The sequence below is a fragment of the Aggregatibacter segnis ATCC 33393 genome, from assembly GCF_900476035.1.
GTDB lineage: Bacteria > Pseudomonadota > Gammaproteobacteria > Enterobacterales > Pasteurellaceae > Aggregatibacter > Aggregatibacter segnis.
This window is the reverse complement of the sequence record NZ_LS483443.1, coordinates 1,265,655-1,290,853: the sequence shown is the minus strand read 5'-3', so window position 1 is coordinate 1,290,853 and position 25,199 is coordinate 1,265,655. Positions and strand designations below refer to the sequence as shown.

Here is a 25,199-nt window from a genome sequence, read left to right as displayed (position 1 = left end):
CTTTGTGCCGTGCCATTAAACATTTCTTGCGTCACTGGCTTGCTGCAATAATTGACGGCTTTCCTGTAAAAATTGTTCTGAATAATCACCAAACCAGTCGCGAATTTGATTGAATTGATCAATAAAGCCTTGGCGATCATGGTTTTTGAAAAAATCAAAGCCGACTTCATAACTGTTTTTCAGATGTTCAATCACCGCCAAGTTTTCCGGTTTATCCGCAATAATATCGGCATATAATGCCGCATCCTGTGCAAATAGACGTCCGACCATTGCCAATTCCAAACGATAAATCGGCGAAGATAATGCTAATAATTTTTCCAATTCCACCGGCTGTTGGGACAAATACAAGCCATACACAAACGTGGAAAAATGGCGCAACGCCTGAATATAGGTCATATGATGATCATGTTCCGCGGCATCTACTGGGTAGATTTTGGCACCCCACATTTGAATTTGTTGTAACAACCACTGATAGCGTTCGCTAAAACGCCCGTCACAACATGCCACCACTTGTTTTGCCATGCTGGCTATATCCGGCCCAAACATCGGGTGTAACCCAACCACGGCGCCTTGATGCACTTCCAGCATTTTTTGTAACGGCACTCGTTTCACAGAGGTTAAATCCGCCAACAACATATTTTCGGTGAGATAGGGTTTAAGGCGTTCAATCACTTCAGGCGTATTGGCGATAGGTACAGAAACAATCACGACATCCGCCTCTTGCAAAATGCTCTCTGCCTGAGGCCAATCCTCGTGTTCCAACACCACAACAGGATAACCGGAATCTTGCAAGTAACGACCAAACAAACGCCCAAGTTTGCCTCGTCCCCCCACAATAACAATTTTGCGAATTGCGGGATTTACGGTTTTAAAGCCGAAACGATTTTCACTGACATAAGACTCACGCATAATGCGGCGTAAAATGTCTTCAATTAAATCAGGCGACAGCCCAAGTTGCTCAGCGGCTTCACGTTTTCGTTGTAGCATTTCGATTTCCCGCTGCGGCACATAAATAGGCAGGCCATGTTGTTGTTTAACTTCACCGACTTTATGTACCACCTCCAAGCGCTTTGCCAAAAGCTGTAGCAATTCTTGATCTAATTGATCAATTTGCGCTCTTAACTCTGCTAACTGTTCCATCTTATCTCCGCTAAAAACACCCGAAAAACCGACCGCACTTTTATTTCACAGAACCGCAGGTTAAGCAATATAAATATTGCCCTTTCGGATCGTTAAACGTATTTAACAAACCAAGTTGTTTTTTAAACAGTGTCATTTCTTTTGGTAATCCGACAGTTTCTGCCATCACGCGCTGTAACCAAAGACGACCTTCACCTTTGAAATCGCGCATGATTTTCTTAATCAACGTACGCTCATCGTCCACCATCCATTCCACAGAGAAACGACTTTCATCAATTTTTTCTTGCTCCGCGCGTCTTTCATTCACCAATTCCATGGCTTTTCCTAGAGCGGTATCAAGATTACCTAACTCATCCACCAATTTATGCGCTAACGCTTCGGAACCAAGCCAGACTTGACCTTGTGCAACCTTATCCACTTGGGCTTTGGTTAAATGACGCCCCTCGCTCACTTTAGTTAAGAATTGATCGTAACCATGTTCAATTTCCAGCTGTAATACATCATTTAATTCAGCGGACAACGGGCTTAAAAGAGAACCTAACGCCAAATCGGAAGTTTTCACGCCATCGGCAGAAACGCCAATTTTCTTAATGGTGTTCTCGAAAGTCGGTAACACGGCAAAAATACCGATAGAGCCGGTAATGGTGTTTTTATCTGCCACAATATAATCCGCCGTGGAAGAAATCCAGTAACCGCCAGACGCCGCCATGCCTCCCATGGAAACCACCACCGGCTTACCGGCTTTCTGTAAATGCGTTACTTCTTGGCGAATGATCTCAGAAGCAAAAGCGCTGCCACCCGGGCTATTGACACGCAATACCACGCCTTTTACGTCTTTATCATCGTGCGCCTGACGTAATAACATCGCAATCGTATCGCCACCGGCATTTTCTTCATCACTTTCGCCGTCTACAATCGCGCCCTCGACGTTCACCACGGCAATTTTATTGTCTGTTTCGCCGATTAAACGATCCGGTAAAGAAGCTAAATAGGTTTCAAAATCCACGGTTTTCGGCTGATGCTCTTTATCTTCACCAAAAAGTGCGGTCAATTTTCTATTTAAATCGAAACGATCCAACACATCAGTAATTAATTTACGTTTTACCGCATATGCCGTACTGTCGCCTTTCAAGGCCTTCAACTCGGTTAAATAAGTATTTGCCGTCGGCGTAACAAGCGCTTTCGGAATGTCCCGATTAATGGCCACTTGTGCCGTGTAATTCTCCCACATGGTGTTTAACCAGCGTTGTAAATTAGCCCGTGCTTCAGGCGACATATCATTACGCAAAAATGGCTCAACGGCTGATTTATAGGTGCCCACACGGAACACGTGCGGGTTCACGTCTAATTTATCCAGCATTTCTTTATAATACAGCGTTTCCTGTGCCAAGCCCTCAATAGAAACACTGCCGATAGGATTCATGTAAATTTCATCGGCATAACTGGCGAGGAAATATTGAGATTGGTTGTAGCTGTCCGAATAAGCGATCACTTGTTTACCGCTATCTTTGAAATTCTCAATCGCTTCACCGACGTATTCAAGAGATGGTAAATCGCCTCCTTGAAAATAATTGAGATCCAGCACTAAGCCTTTCACTTTGTCATCCTGTGCCGCTGCATCAATGGCATAAATCACATCAAAGGTCGAATATTGTTGCGCAATACGTTGGTTATCCAATTCTTTTAGCATGCTTTTGAAACTGCTTTGAGCATCGCGATTATCTGCCAAATAGCCATCCAGTTGTAATAGCAACGCCCCTTGATCGCCTTTTAACACGACTTTTTCCTGTTTATCCGCCCCAACAATCAGGGTAAAAACGGAAAGTGCCAATAAAACAAAAATCAAGAAAACGATATTCATGACTAAATCACGAATAAAATTAAGGATACGCCAGGCAAACTTCACCAAAGAGACGATAAATTTCATATAACCTCGAAAAATCAACAAAATGGCGTTTAAAATACCATAAACCTACGTCTGAATAAACCTAGAGAAAGCCTGTTTTAAAAACTGTGCTATAATCCACCGCACTTTATTCCCCCCCATAAAAAGGAAGCGAAAATGGATGCATTACAACTCCTCACTGAACGCAGTTCACAAAAAAAACTCAATGAACCGGCACCAAATGAACAGCAATTAAACCAAATCTTTCAAGCTGCCTTGCGGGCGCCTGATCACGGCAAATTACAACCTTACCGTTTTGTTGTTATCAAAAAAGAAAAAATGGCCACCTTCGGCGATTTGTTAAAAAGTGCGGTGCATGAACTCAATTTGGGTGAAGAACGTTTGAAAAAAGCTGAAAACCTTGCCGGTCGCGCACCGATGGTTATCGGTATCGTCGCGAAATTAGATCCAACCATCAAGAAAGTGCCGGAATGGGAACAACTTCTCTGCGCCGGTTGCGCCACTTATGCAATGCAACTTGCCGCCAACGCGTTAGGCTTTAAAAACGTTTGGATCAGCGGCCCTTGGCTAGAAGGTTCGGCACTACGCAACGCTTTCCGATGTGAAGCGCAAGATAAAATTATCGGTTTTATTATGTTAGGTTCCGGTGAAGAAAAATTAGAAAGAGAGAAAAAAGTACTCAGTTTAGACGATGTAGTTTCTTCCCTGTAAATCTCCTAAAAAACATCAGAAAAACAGACTGCACTTTAGATAGAATGAGTAAAGTGCGGTCTGTTTTTTCATTATTTTCAGCACAGCAAACGAACATTTGCTCTGTTTTAATCTCTTTCCTTTATTTGTCGTGATAAAAAATGATGCCAAATAATATAGAAAAGTTTTGACAAACCAGCACATCATATAATACTATTTTTATATGTTAACTCTTTGTTAACTATTAATTCAAACTTAAGGAGACAAATATGAACCCAAATGTTGGTGGTATGGATAAAGTTATTCGAATCGTTCTAGGCATCGTTCTCATTGCCTTGACCTTAACGAACGTTATCGGTTGGTGGGGCTGGATTGGTGTTGTTCCGCTATTAACCGGACTATTCTCACGCTGCGGTCTTTATTCACTACTTGGCATCAACACCTGCCCATTAAAAAAATAATTCATTAACACATCATTTTCACTCGGCAGAAATGTCGAGTGTTTTTCTATTTTAAAGAAAACATAAAAATACTATGACGATTTCCATCATTTCTGCCTTAGAGGCAAAAAATAGATTAGCCTCCGGTGCCTTATTAATTGATATTCGCCAACCTGAGGAATATCAACGTGAACATATTGAAGGAGCAATGTTACAGCCCCTTTCTGAATTACAATGTCAAGGTCTAGATAAAACCCTAAAACAAGGAAGTTGCCTTATTTTCCACTGTAAATCCGGCGCAAGAACCGGTAGCCAATCAGCGTTTCTCAAACAACTGGCACAAGAGCATCATTGCGAAGCATATTTTCTTCAAGATGGGATAACCGGTTGGAAAAATGCCGGACTTGCCACACGAGTTAATCTCTCACAACCGATTGATATTATGCGTCAAGTTCAAATTTCTGCAGGAAGCTTGATTTTACTAGGCTCAGTATTGGGGTGGTCTGTTTCACCTTATTTTTATTGGCTACCCGCATTTGTCGGTGCCGGGCTCACTTTTGCCGGAATCAGCAGTTTTTGTGGGATGGCAAAACTCCTCGCACTGATGCCATGGAATCGTAAATAGTCGATTAGATCATAAAATAACGGAAAAAAACAATTCAGTTATTGGTTTCACGGGGTAAGATGTGTAGAATACGCGCCCCTACCCATAATGAGTAAAGACTGAAATAGAATCTGATGAAAGACATATTGGAAAAAAGTAACGAAGCCAGCAACTTCTTAAAATTGTTAGCCAATCCGAATCGCTTAGCCATTTTGTGCTGTTTACATGAACAACGATATAACGTCACTGAATTGACTGTCAAAATGAACATGCCACAAGCAGCGATGTCCAACCAACTCGCTCTTTTGCGTAAAGCAGGCTTAGTGGCAAGTGATGTCAAACATCGGGAACGTGTGTATTACATTAACGATCCCAAAGTCGTTGAAATGATCAAATTATTACACGGCTTTTTCTGTGACTCATCCGCTGAAAAATGAACATAAAAAAACGCAGAACCCACTTCTGCGTTTTTTCATTTTATAAAATCCATACTTGCATTTTTATCGAATTTTACGACCGCACTTTTGCACACCAATCAAGGTGCGTTAAATACCATTGAACGGTGGTGCGCATCGATGCGATAAAATCTGCTTGTGGTTGCCAATGCAATTCTTGACGAATTTTTGTGGCATCAAGTGCATAACGCACATCATGTCCCGGACGGTCAGCCGTATGCACAATAAGATCTTGATAATGTCTTATTCCTTTCGGCTTGTTGGGCGCAAGTTCTTCCAACATATCACAGAGTACCTGTACAATTTCTCGATTCGTTTTTTCACAATGCGCGCTAATATTGTAGCTTTCCCCAATACGCCCTTGCTGAAGAACAAGATACAGCGCCTGAACATGATCCTCAACGTATAGCCAATCCCGAATTTGCTGCCCATTGCCATAAATCGGCAACGGCTCTCCACTTAATGCATTTAAAATCATCACCGGAATCAATTTTTCCGGATATTGGTAAGGTCCATAATTATTCGCGCAATGCGTGATGATTATCGGCAGTCCATAAGTGCGGTGCCAAGCACGAACCAAATGATCCGATGAAGCTTTTGAAGCTGAATAAGGGCTACTTGGCGCATAAGCTGAAGTTTCCGAAGACAAATCTAACGTCCCTGCCACATCACCATAAACTTCGTCTGTCGAAATATGCAAAAAACGGAAGGTCTTTTTCTTCTCGCCTGACAGTTGTTGATAATAATCACGTACAGCTTCCAACAGCGTATAGGTGCCAACAATATTGGTTTGGATAAATGCCGCCGCACCATGAATAGAACGGTCCACGTGGCTTTCAGCTGCAAAATGCACCACACAATCAGGATGATGTTCTTTTAAAATGCGTTGAACCGCTTGCATATCACAAATATCGGCCAGTTCAAAAGCATAACGCGGATCATTCGCCACTTCATGTAATGCCTCGAGATTACCGGCATAGGTCAATTTATCCAAATTCACAATCTGATCTTGCGTGTGATAAATACTATGACGAATAAACGCTGAACCAATAAATCCGGCACCGCCGGTCACAAGAATTTTCATAGAGGATTAATTCGCTTTCACCTGATTAATGGTATCGCTTTCCCAGCCTACATACTCACCGGAAAATTTTTCCGCCAATCGTTCAAACTGCTCCACATAACGGAAAATATCATCGTTATCTAACGTCATTTCCTGTTCTATTTTGACGATATAAAACCCTTCTTTGTCGTCTTCATCCTCAAAAATCACCGGGGCACTGCTGTAACTCATGGAATGATAGGAAAGATCACGAAGATTGGCTTCCTCCATAAACTGGAACATTTGCTGTTCTTCTGCAAACTGGAAAGTATGTTCAACAAGATAGTTATCCGCTAAATCTCTGCCGTTTTGTTGCAACATATCCAAAATTTCTTCTGTGACATTAAGTTTCATTTCCAATGGTGATGGCAATAAAAAGTCAAAGTAAGTATCCCAATTCGGATCCTCTTGCACTGTAATCTCTTCAATGTTTTCCTTAAACTGGTCAAGCACACCAAAAAGTGCGGTGGTTTCATCACAGTAAAAATAAAGCTTTAAATGCCCTTCAGTAAAAATATGTCCGGCATAAAGTAGCTCTGGCAATGCGGAAGCCTGTACCAAAATTTTGAATAATTCCTTCACCACCCGATGATGTTCATCTAACGTCGGCATCGTATTTTCATCCGCCTCGTAAGGCAATGAAACCTGCACGATCTTGTTGAATTTATCAGGGGTAAATTGTTCAAAAATATCTAAATTAACGGTGCACGAAGCCATATTGCCGTTAATTAACGTACGGTAATTTTGCCAATTTTGTCCAGGATTTTTTAACGGCATTATTTAAACTCCGCCCAAATCGGTGCGTGATCTGATGGTTTGTCCATGGCACGAATATCAAGAGCAATCCCGCTATCCACGCAATGCGCCGCCAACGCTTTATTTGCCAAAATATGGTCAATGCGTAAACCGCGATTATCATTAAACCCTTTGGAACGGTAATCAAACCATGAGAATTTATCGTTTACCGTCGGGTTCAAATAACGGAAAGTGTCTTCTAAGCCATACGCGTATAAACGTTGATACCATTCGCGCTCTTCCGGCAAGAAGGAACATTTACCGGTGCGCAACCAGCGTTTACGATTTTCTTCGCCGATACCAATGTCCAAATCAGACGGGCTGATGTTCATATCGCCCATAATGATCACCGGGTTTTGTGCATTGTGATCTTGTTCCAAATAGCGTTGTAAATCCGCATAGAACTTTTGTTTTGCTGGGAATTTGGTTGGATGTTCGCGGCTTTCACCTTGTGGGAAATAGCCGTTAATCACCGTTAATTGACCAAATGGCGTGTCTAAGTCAATCATGATAATGCGTTTTTGCGCCTCTTCATCATCGGTCGGGAAACCTTTTCTCACCAATAATGGCGCCTGTTTACTCAACAAAGCCACGCCATAATGCCCTTTTTGGCCAAAATGATTGACGTGATAGCCAAGATGATCCACCAACTCATAAGGGAAAACTTCATCTGCCACTTTAATCTCTTGCAAGCCGAGGATATCCGGTTGATATTTATCGATGATTTCTTCTAATTGATGTGGTCTTGCTCTTAATCCGTTGATGTTAAATGACATGACTTTCATGTTGATTCCTTAAATTTTCTTTAGTTTCCCATGCGCTGCTGAATTCTATCAGCAAACATACCGATACTCACGGCGAAATAATTCGACTTGTTCCAATGCAATAGCGTGCGATAGTTGTTTGACACTAAAAACGCACGCCCCAATTCACGATCCGGTCTCACCAACCACAGATCCGTTTGAGAAAGTGCGGTCAGTTTTTGCTGTGTTTCTGATGTGAAAAATTTGGCCGTCACGCCCAGTTTCTGCCAGTCACTCAGGCTACGCTGTTTGCCTTCTTCAATACCGGATAATGCCATATCGATCGGCTGGTTCACCGTGACTTCAATACCCCAAGGCAAATTCGGGTTCCAGCCCTCGGTATGCAAATAATTGGCGATAGAGGCAAACACATCATAGTGTTCCGTCCAAATGTTTTTCTCACCGTCTCCGTTTCCATCCGCGGCATAACGCAAATAGGAACTTGGCATGAATTGGGTTTGCCCCATGGCACCCGCCCAAGACCCCAACATTTTGTGGCGTTGGATATGATCCCGTTGCAGCATTTTCATTGCCGCAATAAATTCTTTACTAAATAACGCTTCGCGACGCCCATCAAACGCTAACGTGGCTAATACGGACAACACATCATAACTGCCTTGGTAATAGCCAAAACTGCTTTCCATACCCCACAATGCCATCAAATAATTTTTCGGGACGCCAAAGGTTTGGCTCGCCTTTTCCAGTTGTGGCAGTTGCTCCCAATAACGTGCAGAAGCCGTCTCTACTTTATTTTCGGTTAATACGCGATTTAAGTAATTGGTCGTGCCATTCGGGTTTATCACCGGCGGCGCATTAGGATCGCGTTTACGAATTCGCCCTGCTTGTTGATCGTCCAAATCCACGGATTTTGGGATGTAGTTAATGTTATTTTGCGCATTCAATACCTCCACAGAAACCCCTTCTGCAGCGGCTTTGCCTTTCAAGAAATTCACATAATCATTGAAATTCTCTAATGTGCGAGGCTTACTATAAACCGCCTCTGCCGCAACAGCGTGAATACCATGAGTTCCGCTACTTGAAGAGGAAGGAGCATGAGAAGAACAACCTGCCACAAATAGTGCGGTGAAAATAACGGATGTTTTTAAAAATGAGGTAAACGTCATGGGCTATTTTCTCAAGAACGTATGATAAAGACTTTTCAATAAGGACGTTGGCAACAATCGCGCCCCGGAACGCAAAGCAAACGTAAACAAGCCGGAAAATAATCCTTGGATACCTAAACGATATTTCAATTTAAACAAACGCCACTCTGCTTTGGCTTGATTTAAACCACGACGACGCCCGACCATGCCATTGCCCACGCGGGCGTACACCAAAATATCCGGCAAATTCGCCACTTTTTGGCCCTGCGCCACGAGCTTAATCCACAAATAATAATCTTCTTGCAGATCTTCATATCCACCACAATTTATGACCGCACTTTTTTGATACGCCACCGTCATGTGATTGAACGGACAACGCTTTTGCGTGAATTTCACAATGTCTTGCGCCGTTGTCGGCACATTGCGATACGCCACGATGTCGTTAACATTGTCACCAAATTCAGCGATTTGTCCGCCGAAAATGATCGTTTCCGGATGTTGTTCAATAAATGCCACTTGCTTTTCAAACCGTTCCGGCACACAAATATCATCGGTATCCATACGGAAGACCCAATCATGCGCACAATGTTTTAATCCTTCATTAAGCGCTTTGCCTAAGCCTAAGTTTTTTGGCAACTTCACTACCTTTAATGGTAATTTTGTTTCGAATTCAGTGACCACCGCGTCTAATTCCGGTGTCACAGCCCCATCAAACACTAAGACGATTTCATCGGCAGGATGGGTTTGCGCCACAAGGCTTTCAAAACATTCTCTTAAATATTGTGGATTTTCCTTAACGTATAAGGACATTAAAACTGAAAATTTCATCTCTTTTCTCTTTGTTTTCGTAGTGACAGACTTTATGTCTGTCCTTATATATTCAACTTTGGCATCGGACAGGCATAAAGCCCGTCCCTACAAACATCACATAAACCGTTTCAAATTAATTGCCAATTTAGGGGAAATTAAAACGACCAAGGCAATCACTAGCTGCTTAATACTTTTCGTTAATTTAAAAATCTCAAAATAGTAAAAAGCGGCTTTACGGGATAAATTCATGATATGTGGATACGCCAAAATGTAGCTCGCATTAATATTGAAATTGCGCGCCTGTGCCTCCGTTTTCACATAATGCTGACGGATATATTCAATGGCTTTTTTCGTATTGGTGGTATCCGTAGAAACGCTCGAACGCTTGGTATGGAACGTACAATAAGTTAATGGTTCTGCTACTTTGAACGCTTTAAACGTTGGATCTTGCACAAGTTTCAGCAAGAAATCATAGTCTTCCAAAGATCGAAGTGCGGTGGATAATCCGCCTATTTTTAAAAATAGATCTTTTTTCACCCCAATCATCGGCATACCGCCAATTTTATTCGCCAGTAAAATGCGCTCAACGCTAATCTCTTGTGGCTCAATCGGGTTGGTCACATAGCTAAAACCTTCATTCACCATTTCACATTTGGCCGGATGGTAGATAAAATTAATGTCTTCGTGCGCAGCAATAACTTCCGCCAACATCTCACATTTATTGGGCGCAAAGCGATCATCATCATCTAAAAACAACAACCATGCCTGCTGCGCAGAGCGCGCTCCGATATTGCGGCTTTCCGCAGCGCCTTGATTGGTTTCATTACGAATAACGTTAATCGAGAATGGATAAGATTGTGTGACTTCAACGGGCTCTTTCGAGCAATCATCCACAATCACCACATCAAAATTATAAGTGGTTTGCTTGGTTAAACTTTCCAATAATACTGGAATTTCATCTTTTCGATTATAAGAAGGAACAATGATACTGAACATTAGTTCGCCTCCTTTTGTTTAAACAACACAAGCTGTTTCCCTTGGCTACCGAACAACGATAAAAACATCAACATCACAAACATAATGCCCGGGAAAGCAAAGGTATCGGCTTTCACGTTGCAAAGGGACAAAATCGCCAACGTGGAAAGGGTAAATTTCCAACTACCATCAAACCAATTTAACGCCACCTTGCGCACAAAATAGAAGGTCACGACAAAACACACCAAAGCATAAGACACGCCACCGTAGAGAATTTGGCGCAAAAAGCCGGAATCGGTATGGCCGTAATAACGCCCAACCACCAATTCACCTGTCATATACATACCGTCACCTTGAATAAATTGCTTTAAGGTTGGCATAAACAAATGGTTTTTCATCAACGTATCCGTTGAAGAACTCACAAAGCCTTCGCCATGCAATAAATTAATCACCGGTTCAAGAGCATGCGCCACATACGGATTTTCCGGTAAAAAATACGCCAGTAACAATACGAGCAACGCAAAAGAAATTAACGCCGGAAGATACCGCACTTTGAAATACACCAAAATGCTGATAACGGAAATAGTCAAGAAAGTTCTGCCGGAAATCAGCCCGATACATAACATGAAAAAAATCAGCACGCTCGGCAAGGTATTCTGTTTCTCGTTATACGCCAACAAGAAATGAAACAACATCAAATAGAACAAACTCAATTGGAAAAAAGCCGCCGAGGTGACGTTATATAAGCGATACTCTTGTTCGGATCCATAAAAACGATCGGGTAATAAGGCATTCGTGGAAAGCAAGAAATCCACGATCCAAGACACGCCAAACAACGCCAACAAGCCCAATATAAATTGCAGGAGTACACCGATTTGTAAATCCTTCACAACGGCGAACTGCCCGTTCGGACGGGCATAAAATGCATTATAAATCCCCACGCCAAACACAAATAAAATCAGCAATTTTACATACATGGTGATCACGGAGAAATCTCGCGTGCCGTTGATAAGCAATGGAATCAGGCTAAATACAATTAAGCCGAACAACACCGCCAAACTGTCTAACGGCAACACAATGCCCTGCGCCTGTTGTTTCTTAAAATAGCGATATGCCAAAAACAGGAAGGCGACCAGCCCGACTATCCATGACATACGTAACATATGGAATAACCAAGGATCGTAGAGATAAAAAAGGTTAAAAAGTGCGGTCATTTTTTTCGTTATTTTCCTAAATTCTTTTTAATTGCAAACAGTTTCTTTAACGGGTATTTCAATAATTTTTTTGCCAAATTATTAGATTTAGAGCCGCGAATCGCCTCTAAATTGCTCATGAGGGTTGGATTTTCAATAGCCATTAACGGGCGTACCACCTTGTTATTTAGGTGAAATTGCGTTTCAAACAACAGGAAATCATCTGCCAACCAAAAAGCTTTTTCTTGTATCAACACGTCAAGAAAACGACGAGCTGCAGACTTTTTAATGAGATACGCCACTGTGCCGGCAAAATAACTTTTATACGGATATGCCACCGTCACATCCGCCACTTTTTGACGTAAAAAAGAAAATGTTGTCGGATAATTGATTTCCAATTCCACGTCATTAAAAGTCGCGATTTTAGATTGCCCGATGAGAATAATATCTGCCGAGCAATGTTGAGTTAAAAGTGCGGTCGTTTTTTCTGATAAATCGGCATTAAACAGCGCATCATCTTCACATATCAACGCATAATCCGTTTCCGCAATACGCTCATCGGCAACGATTCGGCGATAAACCTCAAGATGGCTCAAGGTACAGCCTATTTCACCTTTTGTGACGTTGCGCCCATAATGTTGCTCAAACTTTGTCGGATTGAACACTTCGGCCAACGCATCCCATTCTTTCTGCATGGTGTTAATCGCGGAAAACACCTCAAAATCTGCCGTGTTAGGCTGAGAAAAGAACAATTCGCGACGCTGAACATCCTTATCTAACGAAATCAAATATTTCTTCATAAAAAATCTCTATAAAATCGATTGTCTGCTGGTTTGTCTATCAGTTGGCGGGAAACCGAAATAGTTGCATAAAAGATTGCTGATTATACTAAAGAAATCTATAATCCCCCACCTATTTTACGGTAAAAACACAAGTTCGATTTTCCCGATGTCCAACAAAACCATTGCTAAAAACACCCTCTTTCTTTATATCCGCATGCTCTTCAACATGGGCGCGATGCTGTATATCTCACGCGTGGTGTTGCGCGTGTTAGGCGTGGAAGATTTCGGGATCTACAACATTGTCATGGGCGTGGTGATTTTGTTCTCTTTCTTTAATGGCACCATGACCGCCACCACACAACGCTTCATTAATGTAGAAAAAGCCTCAAACGACAGCAAGCGTATTAATAAAGTGTTTAACATCAGTATTCTCAATCACTTATTGATTATGTTGGTTGTGGTGCTATTGGCAGAAACTGTTGGGCTGTGGTTCCTTAACCATAAATTAATTATTCCTGCCGCACGTATGCAAGCGGCCAATATTGTTTATCAGGTTGCCTTGATCATTGCCTTGATTGAAATTATCAAAGTGCCTTTTAACGCCATGATTGTTGCCCATGAACGCATGTCTTTCTATGCTTGGCTAGGATTGGCAGAAACTGCCTTTAAACTGACCGCTATCTTTATTTTGATGCATATCGAACACTACGACAAACTGATTTCTTATAGCCTCTTGTTGTTGTGTGTCAGCCTATTGGTGTTTACCCTTTATTTTCGTTTCACACGCAAGGCTTTCTACACGGAAACCCGTTTCCATTTTGAGAAAGATTTGCATACCACCAAAGAAATGATGAGTTTTTCCGGCTGGATGCTGGTGGGACAACTCGCTTATGTAGGATCAACGCAAGGGTTGAATATGGTGACCAACCTGTTCTTCGGCGTTGCCGCAAATGCGGCGGTCGGTATTGCGACTCAAGTGGATACCGCCGTGTATAGTTTTGTGAACAACTTCCAAGTGGCGTTTAACCCGCAACTGGTGCAATCCTATGCGGGAAAAGACTATGAGCGAAATAAAAAGTTGATCTTAGGCACCTCAAAATATTCTTTTTATTTAATCGCGATTTTATCTGCACCGGTGCTGTATTTTAGTCACACCTTACTTACCCTTTGGTTGGGCGATAATGTGCCGATGTACACCGATAAACTGGTACAAGCCACGCTTGTTTGCTCCCTCATCAGTGCTATGGCGGGATCGTTTTGGATGACGGCGTTAGCCATAGGTTCTAAAACCATTAAACAATACAACGTTATCTTGGCGATTATCGATCTTTGCACCGTGCCGCTTGCCTATTATCTGTTTACTTTAGGTTACAATCCGGTCTATGCCTTTATTGGAAAATTCTGCACCGCACTTTTGATGCAGCTTTATCGTCTCTACTTTATTAACAAAAGAATTAAATTTAATCGCAAAGAATTTGTCTCATACTTAACAAATATCAGCCTGGTTTTCGCCTTATTATTAGGCTTAATTTATTTCTCGGACACACAGCGAACCTACTCATTCTTGGAATTTGTAGGAGAAGCGTTCCTTCTTGAAGTCGTACTCATTTCAGTCATCTTAATGGTGGGATTAAACAAAACTGAAAAAGACTTTTTATTTAGCTATTTAAGAAAAAGAGTGAAAAGATGAATCAACAACTCATTGATTTAAAAAACAAGTTAGCTCCGATTGCAGATTTAATTCAAGATAAAAACGATGTTTTTTATCTTGATTATCCATTGCATTTAAACGTGGGCGATTTATTGATTTATCACGGAACAGAACAGTTTTTTACGGATCACAATATTCGTGTCACCTTAAAACGCAGTGAATTTGATGTGGACATTGAAGAACTGAAACAAAAAATCACCCCAAACACCACAATTTTGCTCCACGGCGGGGGGAATTTCGGTGACCTTTATCCGCAACACCAAAAAATTCGCGAAACGGTGGTACAAACCTTTCCAAACAATCGGGTGATTGTGTTGCCACAAACGTTATTCTATAAAAGCCAAGAAACGTTAGAAAAATCCGCCGCACTTTTTGCCCAACATTCGGATTGTCATTTACTGGCACGAGACGAAAGAACGGCAAAAACTTTTGAACAGTTTTCACCAAACGTGTATTTATCACCGGACATGGCGCATGAACTGTACGGGACATTGCCGACGAAAAAGACACAAAGCGGAAACGCCCTCTATTTCCTGCGTAAAGACATCGAAGCCAGTGATATCGAAAAAAATATTACCGCACAACTCCCTGTAGGAAGTCATATTAAAGACTGGGAAGATATGTTGTCCGAACGAGATGATTTAGTCTTAGCCGCTACTTGGCGTTTAGCTAAATTCGCCAAGCGTCATCAGTTAACCGGCTTAAAAAATAGTGTTCATCGCTTTTGGAAAGCATACACCAAACGCATTATAAAACGCGTTGCCAAAACGTTTTTAAGCTATGACAACATCACCACGACGCGTCTGCACGGTCATATTTTTTCCTGTTTATTGGAAATCCCGAACATGGTTTGCGATAACTCTTACGGCAAAAACACCGGCTACGCCAATTTATGGACAAAACCACTGGATTTTGTCGAGTTTTATACTCAACAAAAATAAGATGTTGTGTATTAATTAATGGAATGAAATCATGTTTGAACTCAAAAAACTCATCACAGCCATGATGCTACCACCATTTAATATTTTGATTTTATGGCTATTTTCTCTTTTATTTTCATTCTTTAAATGCAAAACATTAAGTCGCCTTTGTGCTTTTTTCGGCATTGTGCTGCTCTATCTGGTCAGCATTCCCTACACGGCACAAACCTTAAAAGACAGCTTAGTCACCGAAGATCATTTAACCTTAAACGATTATAAACAGGCTCAAGCGATCGTTTTATTGGGGGGAGGCGTGCGTGATAGCAAAGAACTCTACGCACCGCTTGCGTCTTCTGCCACACAACTAGAACGTTTGCGCTACGCGGCTTATTTACAAAAAGAAACGCAACTGCCGTTATTGATTAGCGGTGTCAGCCCAACCGGAGCCTCAGAAGGCAAAGTTTCTGCAGAAGAATTACAGACGTTCTTTAATGTACCGACGAAATGGCTAGAAGAAAAATCTTTAACCACCAAAGAAAATGCCTTATACACCCGTCAATTACTAGAAAAAGAAGGCATCCATAAAATCATTCTGGTGACTAATGAATGGCATATGCAACGGGCAAAACTCTTGTTTCAACAGCAAGGCTTTGATGTCTTGCCGGCAAGCGTAGGCGAAGGCATTACACCTGACTCTTACGGATTAAACATGATGCACTTTGTGCCTCAAGCAGGTGCAATGGCAAAAAATATGCAATTACTGAAAGAGTGGATCGGCTATCTCAAAGAGAAATAATCTATCTGTTTTCTTACCGCACTTTCAATCAGCCCCACGTTAAAATGCGCCCTTCTTCAGGCGCATTTTTTATGTCCGTTTATTTTTTAGTTGCGATCATGCTCGCAAAATCATGAGCCTTTTTCTACAGCTCCAATGCCTTGTTTTAAGATGATTTTTATTTCAAGGAATCCTCTATGCGTTATTTCAAACTTTGCTTTAGTCTGCTCTTGTTTAGCGTGTCTTGTTACGCCGAAAAACCTGATTTGATGTTGTTAGAAAACTATAAAGATCAAAACGTAACCGGATGGGTGATGAGTGAAAAATTGGATGGCGTACGTGGCTATTGGGATGGCAAACAGCTTTTTACTCGAGGAGGCGTTTCTCTGGCTCCACCCGCTTATTTTCTAGAAAATTTTCCGCCGTTTGCCATTGATGGGGAATTATTTAGCCAACGTGATCAATTTGCAGAAATCTCTTCTATCGTGCGCGCTTATCAAGATAAGGGTTGGCATACATTAAAACTATATATCTTTGATGTGCCTGATGCTAAAGGGGATTTATTTGCCCGTTTGGCAACATTAAAAGCCTATTTAGCAAAACATCCCTCTCAATACATTGAAATCATCGAACAGACTCCTATTGAAAGCCCGGAGCATATTCGACAATTTCTACAGCAAGTAGAACAGCAAAAAGGCGAAGGCATCGTGATTCGTAACCCCAATGCGCCCTACGAAAGAAAACGCAGCGCACAAATTCTTAAATTAAAGACCGCACTTGATGAAGAATGCACGGTTATCGCCCACCATACCGGCAAAGGGCAATTTGAAAATGTCATGGGATCGGTTACCTGCGAAAATCACCGAGGGCAATTCAAAATTGGTTCCGGGTTCAAATTGGCTGATCGCATCAATCCCCCACCTATCGGTTCAAGCATCACCTATAAATACCGCGGGTTAACCAACAAGGGGAAACCAAGATTTGCCACTTACTGGCGCAAAAAAATCGAAGAACCAAGCGCACCATAAAACATAAAAAAAGTGCGGTGAAATTTCACCGCACTTTCTATTCATATACCACTAATCGCTGTGGACGAATCACGTTATTTTCATCAATCACTGCCACACCAAGGAAGCGATTTTCATGAGAAAACAACCGCACTTGTCCTTGCAACCTGTTGGGGTTATCGAATTTTATCCGTTGACCAAATCCGATACCTTGTGTTTGACTTTCATTTAAGATTAACGCCGGCAATTTTGCCACGGCAGTATCCATCGGCAATAATAAAGCATCTAATAAAGCTAAATCTTGCTGTTCTGCCAAGCTTTGTAAAGCGTGCCAATCTAGCATTTTTTCTGTTGGGTAATCCGCTACTGCTGTGCGACGCAACATCGTTACATGAGCGCCGCAGCCCAATACCTCACCTAAATCATCCACCAAGGTGCGAATGTAAGTACCTTTGGAACAATGCACCTCTAGGGTTAAATAAGGCGCATTGTATTCGATGAAGTTCAGTTCAAAGATCGTAATGGGACGCGCTTCCCGCTCCACCGTGATACCTTGACGGGCGTATTCATAAAGCGGTTTGCCATTATGCTTCAACGCCGAAAACATGGTTGGCACTTGCAAAATATTCCCACGGAATTGCTCAAGTGCGGTCAAAATTTCAGATGTTTTAACCTTTACTTCACGAGTTTCAACAATCTGTCCTTCTGCATCGGATGTATCAGTACGTTCCCCTAGTTTTGCCGTGACTAAATAATGTTTATCGGCATCTAACAAAAACTGCGAAAACTTGGTGGCTTCGCCCAAACAGATAGGCAACATTCCGGTGGCAAGCGGATCTAACGCGCCGGTATGCCCCGCTTTGTTTGCCTGAAAAATGCGTTTCACTTTTTGCATGATGTCGTTGGAAGACATACCTTGCGGCTTATCCAACAAAAACACGCCGTGAATATCACGCCCACGTTTACGCGGTTTGGACATTAGTCTTTGTCCTCAACGTGTTTTTTCTCATCTTCGCGCACAACATTGGTCACCAAGTTAGACATGCGCATACCTTCCACCAAAGATTGATCGTAAATAAAACGAATCTCCGGCACGATACGCAGACGCATAGCTTTGCCTAACAGCGTGCGAATATAAGGCGCCGCTTTTTCCAAGCCTTTCATGCCCTGCGCAATCGCCTGTTCATCATGATCAAATAAGAAGGTGACGAAAACTTTTGCATAAGCTAAATCACTAGACACTTCCACGTCGGACACCGTCACCATACTAATACGCGGATCTTTCACTTCGCGTTGTAAAATCACCGCGATTTCTTTTTGGATTTCTTGTGCGACACGGTCGCTACGTTTGAATTCTCGAGCCATTTTGTTTCTCTTTAATTGTCCGCAGGTAAGAACACCTTCGGTTAGGCATAATTTTTCCCCTTGGGAACGTTTATGTTGCCATAAAGGGCAAGTTATATCACATAGAGTAAGGCAAAAAGTGCGGTCAAATTTGACCGCACTTTCTTTTAAGATTAAATCGAGCGTTTAATCTCAACGACTTCGAACACCTCAATCTGGTCGCCGACTTTTACGTCATTGTAGTTCTTCACGCCGATACCACATTCCATACCGTTACGAACTTCAGATACGTCGTCTTTGAAGCGACGGAGAGATTCCAATTCACCTTCGAAGATCACCACGTTGTCGCGTAATACGCGGATTGGGTTGTTACGTTTCACAATACCTTCAGTCACCATACAACCAGCAATCGCACCGAATTTCGGATGTTTAAACACATCACGCACTTCAGCCAAGCCGATGATTTCTTGTTTGAATTCAGGTTGTAACATACCGCTCATCGCTGCTTTCACATCATTTAAGAGTTCATAAATGATGGAGTAATAACGAAGGTCGATATTTTCGGCTTCGATAATACGGCGGGCTGATGCATCCGCACGGACGTTAAAGCCGACCATAATCGCGTTGGAGGCTGCGGCTAACGTTGCGTCAGTTTCAGAAATACCACCTACACCGGAACCGACAACTTTCACTTTCACTTCATCAGTAGAAAGATCTTGTAACGATTGAATAATTGCTTCTACAGAACCTTGTACGTCTGCTTTCACAATGATATTCAGTTCAGCGACATCCCCTTCCGTCATATTGCTAAACATATTTTCGAGTTTCGCTTTTTGCTGACGAGCCAGTTTCACTTCACGGAATTTGCCTTGACGGTGTAATGCCACTTCACGTGCTTTTTTCTCATCACGAACGACAGTTGCTTCATCACCCGCTGCAGGCACACCGGAAAGACCTAACACTTCCACTGGAATAGATGGACCGGCTTCATCGATTTCTTTACCGTTTTCATCACGCATTGCACGAACACGACCGTATTCAAAACCACAAAGTACGATATCACCTTTACGTAAAGTACCTGATTGAACAAGAATGGTTGCCACCGGACCGCGGCCTTTATCAAGGTAAGATTCAATTACTACACCACTTGCCATGCCGTCTTTTACAGCCGTTAATTCAAGTACTTCTGATTGAAGTAAGATGGCATCTAATAAGTCATCAACACCAGTACCTTTCTTCGCAGAAACAGGGACGAATTGCACATCACCACCGAATTTTTCAGAAATCACTTCATGTTGAAGTAATTCTTGTTCTACGCGATCCGGGTTGGCTTCCGGTTTATCAATTTTATTCACCGCAACCACTAAAGGCGCACCGGCTGCTTTCGCGTGTTGGATCGCTTCAATGGTTTGAGGCATCACACCATCATCTGCTGCAACCACAAGCACGACGATATCCGTTGCTTTCGCACCACGTGCACGCATGGAGGTAAATGCCGCGTGTCCCGGAGTATCTAGGAAGGTAATCATCTTACCGTCATCCATTTCTACATGGTATGCACCGATGTGCTGAGTAATACCACCCGCCTCGCCGGCTGCCACTTTGGCTTTACGAATGTAGTCAAGTAATGAGGTTTTACCATGGTCAACGTGGCCCATAATAGTTACTACCGGCGCACGCGTCACTTTTTCAGCATTAACATCACGATCGCCTAATACTTCTTCTTCAAGTTCATTTTCGTTACGAAGAATGACTTTGTGACCTAATTCTTCTGCCACTAATTGTGCCGTTTCTTGGTCAAGCACTTGATTGATGGTCACCATTTCGCCCATTTTCATCATCGCTTTGATGATTTCGGTCGCTTTGGTCGCCATTTTATTTGCTAATTCTGCAACGGTAATGGTTTCACCAATGACAACATCCGTTTTCACAGCCTGAACTGGTTTTGTAAAGGCTTGTTGTAATGCTGCACCTTTCTTACCATTTTTACCCTTACCGAATTTACCGTCTTTTAGATTGCGGCGGTTAGACTCGCGCTCGTTTTTATTGCTTTCGTCATCACGTCCGCCTTTTTTCGCTTTGGCCACTTTATTTTTACCGCGACCGCGACCTTCATTACGACGTTCTTCTTCATCTTCTGCTTCTAAAGCATAACGAGAGCTTAAATTGTAATCGGTATAATCTTCTGATGCGCTTTCATTGCTTGACGTATCAGCTTCAGCATAACGTTTCGCTTCCTCAGCCGCTTTACGCGCTTGTTCTTCCGCTTTTTGACGGGCTAACTCTTCCGCTTTACGGCGTAATTCCGCCTCTTCGGCTTTACGTTTTTCTTTTTCCGGATCAACCGATTTAGGTTTATTTTCAACCGCACTTTGAGCTTGTTTCGCTTTTTCCGCGGCTTCTTTGTCTTTCGCTGCTTTCTCTTTGGCGGCTTTTTCTCTTAGCGCTTTTTCTTCCGCCGCTTTTTGCTCAGCTTCTTGTTTCGCTTTTAATTTTGCGGCCTCTTCAGCTCTTTGTGCCGCTTCTGTTGGAATTGTACGTTTTTTACGTACTTCAACCTGCACTTCTTTACTCTTACCAGAAGCGCTCGTTCCGCTCACGGTCGTTTTTGTTCTACGCTGTAAGCTCAGTTTCTTTGGGGCATTTTTTAATTCTTCTGTCATCTTTTCACTCCTTCATTACTCAGTGAACCAACAAATGTTTCGAGCTGCCATAATTAAATCTGCAGCTTGTTCGGCACTGAGTCCTTCAATGTCGGCTAAATCATCAACGCCTTGCTCAGCAAGATCTTCCAAGGTCGTGATTTGTTTTTCTGCCAATTTAAAGGCGATGTGACGATTCATGCCTTCAAGATTCAACAAACGATCTTCAATTTTTGCTTTCTTCAACGCTTCTTCTTCTGCCAATGCTTTCGCTGTAATGGCATTTTTCGCGCGGGTTTGCAATTCCTCTACTAAATCTTCATCTTCCAAACCGTCAATGGCGGTTAATTCGCTCACGGAAACATAAGCCAATTCTTCTAACGTAGAGAAACCTTCATCAATTAATAATTGTGCAAACTCCTCGTCGATCTCCAAGGCATCAATGAACAAGTTCAATACTTTGTCGTCTTCCGCTTGGTGTTTTGCATTTAAGTCTTGGGTAGTCATGACGTTTAACACCCAACCGGTTAATTGAGTTGCCAAACGCACGTTTTGACCATTACGACCAATGGCTTGCGCTAAGTTAGCTTCTTCTACCGCAATATCCATCGCATGTTTATCTTCATCAACCACGATAGAACTCACATCTGCCGGAGCCATAGCATTGATCACAAATTGTGCCGGGTTGTCATCCCAAAGCACGATATCAACACGTTCACCGCCTAATTCATTGGTAATCGCTTGAACACGAGCACCACGCATCCCTACGCAAGCACCTACAGGGTCAATACGTTTATCATTGCTCTTCACCGCAATTTTAGCGCGAGAACCAGGATCGCGTGCTGCACTTCTAATTTCGATCAATTCTTCACCAATTTCCGGCACTTCCAAACGGAATAATTCAATTAACATTTCCGGTTTAGCACGCGTCACGAATAATTGTGCGCCTTTGCTTTCCGGACTCACTTTATATAACACGCCGCGCACACGGTCACCTGGACGGAAGTTTTCACGTGGCAACATATCCTCACGCAACATCACCGCTTCTGCTTTATTACCGTCTTCACCATTCACATCTAAAATGACGCTATCGCGGTTACTTTTCTTCACGGTCGCCGTAATAATTTGTCCTTCTTTCGAACGGAATTGGTCAACGATTTTGCTGCGTTCTGCTTCACGAATTTTCGTGCTAATCACTTGACGCGCAGTTTGCATCGCAATACGGTCAAAGGCGATAGATTCGATTTGATCTTCCACATAATCACCAATTTGTGCATTAGGGTCTTCAAAACGAGCTGCTTCTAAGGTGATTTCTTTTGTCGGGTTATTCACTTCTTCCACCACTAACCAACGACGGAATGTGTCAAACTCACCGGTCTTAGTATTAATCGCAACACGAACATCAACGTCATATTCGTATTTCTTTTTGGTGGAAAGGGCAATAGCGCTTTCCAACGCTTCAAAAATTTTTTCACGCGGAAGCAATTTCTCATTGGATACGGCTTCTGCCGCTAATAAAATTTCTTTACTCATGCTTTTTCTATCCTTCTTTAAATTTAAAATTTCGCAACAACGTTGGCTTTCTGAATGTTGCCAAACGCCAAAACCTGTTCTTGTTTATCCACAATCAACGTAATCATGTCATTTTCAATTTTAGCCAATTCGCCTTGCCATTTACGACGATCCGCCACTGGAATACGCAAATGCACGACAATTTCCTGACCGACATAACGGGTATATTGCGCCAAGGTAAATAGCGGACGATCTAACCCAGGTGAGGACACTTCAAGGTTATATTTATCGGCAATCGGATCTTCCACATCTAACACTGCGCTCACTTGACGGCTTACATCGGCACAGTCATCTACTGTGACACCACCTTCTTTATCAATAAATAAACGCACGGTTAAATAACGACCGACGCGTTGGCATTCAATGCCCCAAAGCTCGCAGCCTAGATCTTCTACCGAGCCTTGTAATAAATCCTGTAATTTTTGTTCCAAAGTTGCCAAAACAACCTCCCTAAACGATAGACGTAAAAAAAGGGCTTACAGCCCAGTTTTTCAATAATTATCAACGTATTAAAAACAACGCGTTGATATTTAAACAACAAATTTATCGTATAAAAAAACCCCAAAATTGGGGTTCTTTTTACTGAACTTGTGATTGGTTGCGGGGGCCGGATTTGAACCGACGACCTTCGGGTTATGAGCCCGACGAGCTACCAAGCTGCTCCACCCCGCGTCCGAAATATGTGGCGTATTATAGTGTTCTAGAACACAAATAGCAAGATTTAATTCAGTAAAAGCCTGAGAAAAAACGGTCTGAAAATCCACCGCACTTTTAAAGACTAAACAACCAATCGTCTTTTTTTGGCGTTTGTAAGTAAAATCCTTTTTCTTTCATTTGCTGTAACACTTCCGTTTTATCGGCATTTACCAACGGTTTTGTACCGGCAAGATTAAACAACATAACAAAAACCGGTTTACCAAAAACCGTTAATAACGCTTCAGGTAGCGCATCAAATTGATCGCGTTTTTCAATATAAAGATACATGCCCGCTTCTTTTGGGCTTTTATAAATAGCACATAGCATAATTTTGCTCCAAGACAAGGTTCAAGTTGCCGATTTTGCAATAATTCATTATCATTAAGCAACTTTTTTCCTTGGAATTTCTTTATGGCTCAAGATATTATCGAACTACGAACAGGTCAATTTTCTGCTGTATTTATCAGTATCCATAGTTCAAGCTTGACCGCAATTAAGCGCGCATTGGCGAAGAAAAGCAAAACTTCCCCTTCATTATTTAAAAACATTGAAGTAATTTTGCAATTCAATCCGATGCTGGAAAAAGTGAATTTAACCGACCTAAAAGCCCTGCTTGCCGAATATCACATTCACGTCATTGGGGTTGCCGACTGGCAAAATCATCTGCAAAGAGAATTAATTTTAACCGCCGACTTACCGATTCTAGGCAACATTGATAATCTTTCAGAAATACTTCCCGAACCTCGTAGTCTGCCGACAAAAGTCATAACCCACAGCGTTATTGATAAGCAGGTCATTTATGCGAAAAACAGTGATTTGATTATTCATGGCGACGTAGAACAAGGCGCTGAAGTCGCAGCAGACGGCAATATTCATATTTATGGCGAATTATTAGGACGTGCCATGGCGGGGGTCAACAGCAATTCCGGTGCGATCTATACACAATATTTAGATGCCGAATTTTTAGCGGTAAATAGCCGTTTCTTACACAAAGAAAAAATCCCAACTGAATTTTTATATCGTTCAGTCAGGATTTTTGCTGAAAAGGATAAATTAGTTTTTATCCCATTCTAAAAGCAGACAATCTGCTTTTTATTTATTTTCAGTGCGTTCTTTTACGGCTTCTTTCACTTCAGCCGCTTTTTCAGATACTGCATCTGCAGCTTGACTCACTTTCTCTGCTGCGGCATCTTTCATTTCACCTGCTTTACTTGCCATTGAATCCATTTTTTCAGAGGCGGTTTCTTTTGCCTCAGCGACTTTCTCAGCAGCTGCGTCTTTCATTTCACCTGCTTTAGTTGTCATTGCATCCATTTTTTCAGCTGCAGTTTCTTTTGCTTCAGCCACTTTCTCAGCCGCAGCGTCTTTCATTTCTCCTGCTTTGGTTGCCATTGCATCCATTTTTTCAGCTGCAGCTTCTTTTGCTTCAGTGACTTTCTCAGCAGCAGCTTCTTTCATTTCGCCAGCTTTTGCTGCCACAGCGTCTTTTGTTTCTTTGACAGCTTCAACGGTTGCCGTTTTTACATCTTGTGCTGCACTGACTACCGCATCTTTCGCTTCTGAAACACTGGTTTTAGCCTGTTCAACTTTTTGTGAAGTTTTATTGTCATCACAAGCGGTAACACTTAACACTGCACCTAAGACTAAGGCGGTTAATACTGTTCTTTTCATAGTAGCTCCTAACGAATAAAAAAATAAACGCCTCACAAACCTATTTTGTAAGACGTTTACAGT

The 25,199-nt window shown here is 42.1% G+C and carries 26 protein-coding genes and 1 tRNA gene; 9 read left to right on the top strand and 18 right to left on the bottom strand.

Annotated elements, in window-relative coordinates; genetic code table 11:
• Positions 1-15 precede the first annotated feature (15 nt).
• Together tyrA and sppA are read right to left on the bottom strand one after the other, a co-directional pair.
• A complete protein-coding gene (tyrA, locus tag DQN58_RS06395) occupies positions 16-1,140 on the bottom strand; it encodes a bifunctional chorismate mutase/prephenate dehydrogenase (RefSeq protein WP_006717881.1) in 1,125 nt (374 codons plus the stop codon).
• 40 nt (positions 1,141-1,180) lie between these two features.
• Positions 1,181-3,067 carry a signal peptide peptidase SppA gene (sppA, locus tag DQN58_RS06390; RefSeq protein ID WP_006717879.1) on the bottom strand — a complete coding sequence of 629 codons (1,887 nt, stop codon included), beginning with the start codon at positions 3,065-3,067 and terminating at the stop codon, positions 1,181-1,183.
• A 135-nt stretch (positions 3,068-3,202) separates the two neighbouring features.
• Between sppA and DQN58_RS06385 the strand changes: the two genes are divergently transcribed.
• The 4 genes from DQN58_RS06385 (at position 3,203) to DQN58_RS06370 (ending at position 5,217) form a co-directional block, all read left to right on the top strand.
• Entirely contained in the window at positions 3,203-3,757 is a 555-nt protein-coding gene (locus DQN58_RS06385; protein WP_006717878.1) for an NAD(P)H nitroreductase, read from the top strand.
• 248 nt (positions 3,758-4,005) lie between these two features.
• Complete coding sequence (locus DQN58_RS06380; RefSeq protein WP_006717876.1) at positions 4,006-4,197, top strand: YgaP family membrane protein; 192 nt, start codon at positions 4,006-4,008, stop codon at positions 4,195-4,197.
• A 73-nt stretch (positions 4,198-4,270) separates the two neighbouring features.
• A complete protein-coding gene (locus DQN58_RS06375) occupies positions 4,271-4,801 on the top strand; it encodes a rhodanese family protein (RefSeq protein ID WP_006717874.1) in 531 nt (176 codons plus the stop codon).
• A gap of 113 nt (positions 4,802-4,914) precedes the next feature.
• Positions 4,915-5,217 carry an ArsR/SmtB family transcription factor gene (locus DQN58_RS06370; RefSeq protein WP_006717872.1) on the top strand — a complete coding sequence of 101 codons (303 nt, stop codon included), beginning with the start codon at positions 4,915-4,917 and terminating at the stop codon, positions 5,215-5,217.
• A 73-nt stretch (positions 5,218-5,290) separates the two neighbouring features.
• Here DQN58_RS06370 and rfbB read toward each other — a convergent pair whose 3' ends face one another.
• From rfbB to DQN58_RS06330, 8 genes are all read right to left on the bottom strand, one after another.
• Complete coding sequence (gene rfbB, locus DQN58_RS06365; RefSeq protein ID WP_006717870.1) at positions 5,291-6,319, bottom strand: dTDP-glucose 4,6-dehydratase; 1,029 nt, start codon at positions 6,317-6,319, stop codon at positions 5,291-5,293.
• 6 nt (positions 6,320-6,325) lie between these two features.
• The gene (locus tag DQN58_RS06360) at positions 6,326-7,114 is read right to left on the bottom strand and encodes a TIGR01619 family protein (protein WP_006717867.1); all 789 of its coding nucleotides are present in this window, start codon (positions 7,112-7,114) and stop codon (positions 6,326-6,328) included.
• A complete protein-coding gene (xthA, locus tag DQN58_RS06355) occupies positions 7,114-7,917 on the bottom strand; it encodes an exodeoxyribonuclease III (RefSeq protein ID WP_006717865.1) in 804 nt (267 codons plus the stop codon). The genes DQN58_RS06360 and xthA overlap by 1 nt, the downstream gene beginning before the upstream one ends.
• A gap of 20 nt (positions 7,918-7,937) precedes the next feature.
• Positions 7,938-9,059, bottom strand: coding sequence for a lytic murein transglycosylase (locus DQN58_RS06350; RefSeq protein WP_006717863.1), 1,122 nt, complete (start codon positions 9,057-9,059; stop codon positions 7,938-7,940).
• Between the two features lie 3 nt (positions 9,060-9,062).
• Positions 9,063-9,866, bottom strand: a complete 804-nt coding sequence (locus tag DQN58_RS06345; RefSeq protein WP_032997842.1) for a glycosyltransferase family 2 protein — start codon at positions 9,864-9,866, stop codon at positions 9,063-9,065.
• A gap of 96 nt (positions 9,867-9,962) precedes the next feature.
• Positions 9,963-10,844, bottom strand: a complete 882-nt coding sequence (locus tag DQN58_RS06340) for a glycosyltransferase family 2 protein (protein WP_006717860.1) — start codon at positions 10,842-10,844, stop codon at positions 9,963-9,965.
• Positions 10,844-12,037 (bottom strand): hypothetical protein, encoded by a 1,194-nt coding sequence (locus DQN58_RS06335; protein WP_006717858.1) that lies wholly within the window; start codon positions 12,035-12,037, stop codon positions 10,844-10,846. Before DQN58_RS06335 ends, DQN58_RS06340 begins: the two co-directional genes overlap by 1 nt.
• A gap of 8 nt (positions 12,038-12,045) precedes the next feature.
• Complete coding sequence (locus tag DQN58_RS06330) at positions 12,046-12,816, bottom strand: glycosyltransferase family 25 protein (RefSeq protein ID WP_006717856.1); 771 nt, start codon at positions 12,814-12,816, stop codon at positions 12,046-12,048.
• A 148-nt stretch (positions 12,817-12,964) separates the two neighbouring features.
• Here DQN58_RS06330 and DQN58_RS06325 point away from each other — a divergent pair, with 148 nt between their 5' ends.
• The 4 genes from DQN58_RS06325 (at position 12,965) to DQN58_RS06310 (ending at position 17,232) form a co-directional block, all read left to right on the top strand.
• Entirely contained in the window at positions 12,965-14,488 is a 1,524-nt protein-coding gene (locus tag DQN58_RS06325) for an oligosaccharide flippase family protein (RefSeq protein ID WP_006717855.1), read from the top strand.
• A complete protein-coding gene (locus DQN58_RS06320; protein WP_006717853.1) occupies positions 14,485-15,450 on the top strand; it encodes a polysaccharide pyruvyl transferase family protein in 966 nt (321 codons plus the stop codon). The genes DQN58_RS06325 and DQN58_RS06320 overlap by 4 nt, the downstream gene beginning before the upstream one ends.
• Before the next feature lie 31 nt (positions 15,451-15,481).
• The gene (locus DQN58_RS06315) at positions 15,482-16,225 is read left to right on the top strand and encodes a YdcF family protein (RefSeq protein ID WP_006717850.1); all 744 of its coding nucleotides are present in this window, start codon (positions 15,482-15,484) and stop codon (positions 16,223-16,225) included.
• Positions 16,226-16,401: 176 nt separating this feature from the next.
• Entirely contained in the window at positions 16,402-17,232 is an 831-nt protein-coding gene (locus DQN58_RS06310; RefSeq protein ID WP_006717848.1) for a DNA ligase, read from the top strand.
• Between the two features lie 37 nt (positions 17,233-17,269).
• Here the strand turns inward: DQN58_RS06310 and truB are convergent, their stop codons facing one another.
• The 7 genes from truB to DQN58_RS06275 all read right to left on the bottom strand — a co-directional run bounded on the left by truB (position 17,270) and on the right by DQN58_RS06275 (position 23,792).
• The gene (gene truB / locus DQN58_RS06305) at positions 17,270-18,190 is read right to left on the bottom strand and encodes a tRNA pseudouridine(55) synthase TruB (protein WP_006717846.1); all 921 of its coding nucleotides are present in this window, start codon (positions 18,188-18,190) and stop codon (positions 17,270-17,272) included.
• Entirely contained in the window at positions 18,190-18,576 is a 387-nt protein-coding gene (gene rbfA / locus DQN58_RS06300) for a 30S ribosome-binding factor RbfA (RefSeq protein WP_006717844.1), read from the bottom strand. The genes truB and rbfA overlap by 1 nt, the downstream gene beginning before the upstream one ends.
• 152 nt (positions 18,577-18,728) lie before the next feature.
• Positions 18,729-21,218 (bottom strand): translation initiation factor IF-2, encoded by a 2,490-nt coding sequence (gene infB / locus DQN58_RS06295; RefSeq protein WP_006717842.1) that lies wholly within the window; start codon positions 21,216-21,218, stop codon positions 18,729-18,731.
• 15 nt (positions 21,219-21,233) lie between these two features.
• Positions 21,234-22,730, bottom strand: coding sequence for a transcription termination factor NusA (gene nusA / locus DQN58_RS06290; RefSeq protein ID WP_006717840.1), 1,497 nt, complete (start codon positions 22,728-22,730; stop codon positions 21,234-21,236).
• 23 nt (positions 22,731-22,753) lie between these two features.
• A complete protein-coding gene (gene rimP, locus DQN58_RS06285; protein ID WP_006717838.1) occupies positions 22,754-23,209 on the bottom strand; it encodes a ribosome maturation factor RimP in 456 nt (151 codons plus the stop codon).
• Between the two features lie 155 nt (positions 23,210-23,364).
• Positions 23,365-23,441, bottom strand: a tRNA-Met gene (locus DQN58_RS06280).
• Positions 23,442-23,540: 99 nt separating this feature from the next.
• A complete protein-coding gene (locus DQN58_RS06275) occupies positions 23,541-23,792 on the bottom strand; it encodes a YcgL domain-containing protein (RefSeq protein WP_006717836.1) in 252 nt (83 codons plus the stop codon).
• Positions 23,793-23,876: 84 nt separating this feature from the next.
• Between DQN58_RS06275 and minC the strand changes: the two genes are divergently transcribed.
• The gene (gene minC / locus DQN58_RS06270) at positions 23,877-24,539 is read left to right on the top strand and encodes a septum site-determining protein MinC (protein WP_006717835.1); all 663 of its coding nucleotides are present in this window, start codon (positions 23,877-23,879) and stop codon (positions 24,537-24,539) included.
• An 18-nt stretch (positions 24,540-24,557) separates the two neighbouring features.
• Here minC and DQN58_RS06265 read toward each other — a convergent pair whose 3' ends face one another.
• Positions 24,558-25,136, bottom strand: a complete 579-nt coding sequence (locus tag DQN58_RS06265) for a hypothetical protein (RefSeq protein ID WP_006717833.1) — start codon at positions 25,134-25,136, stop codon at positions 24,558-24,560.
• Positions 25,137-25,199: the final 63 nt, after the last annotated feature.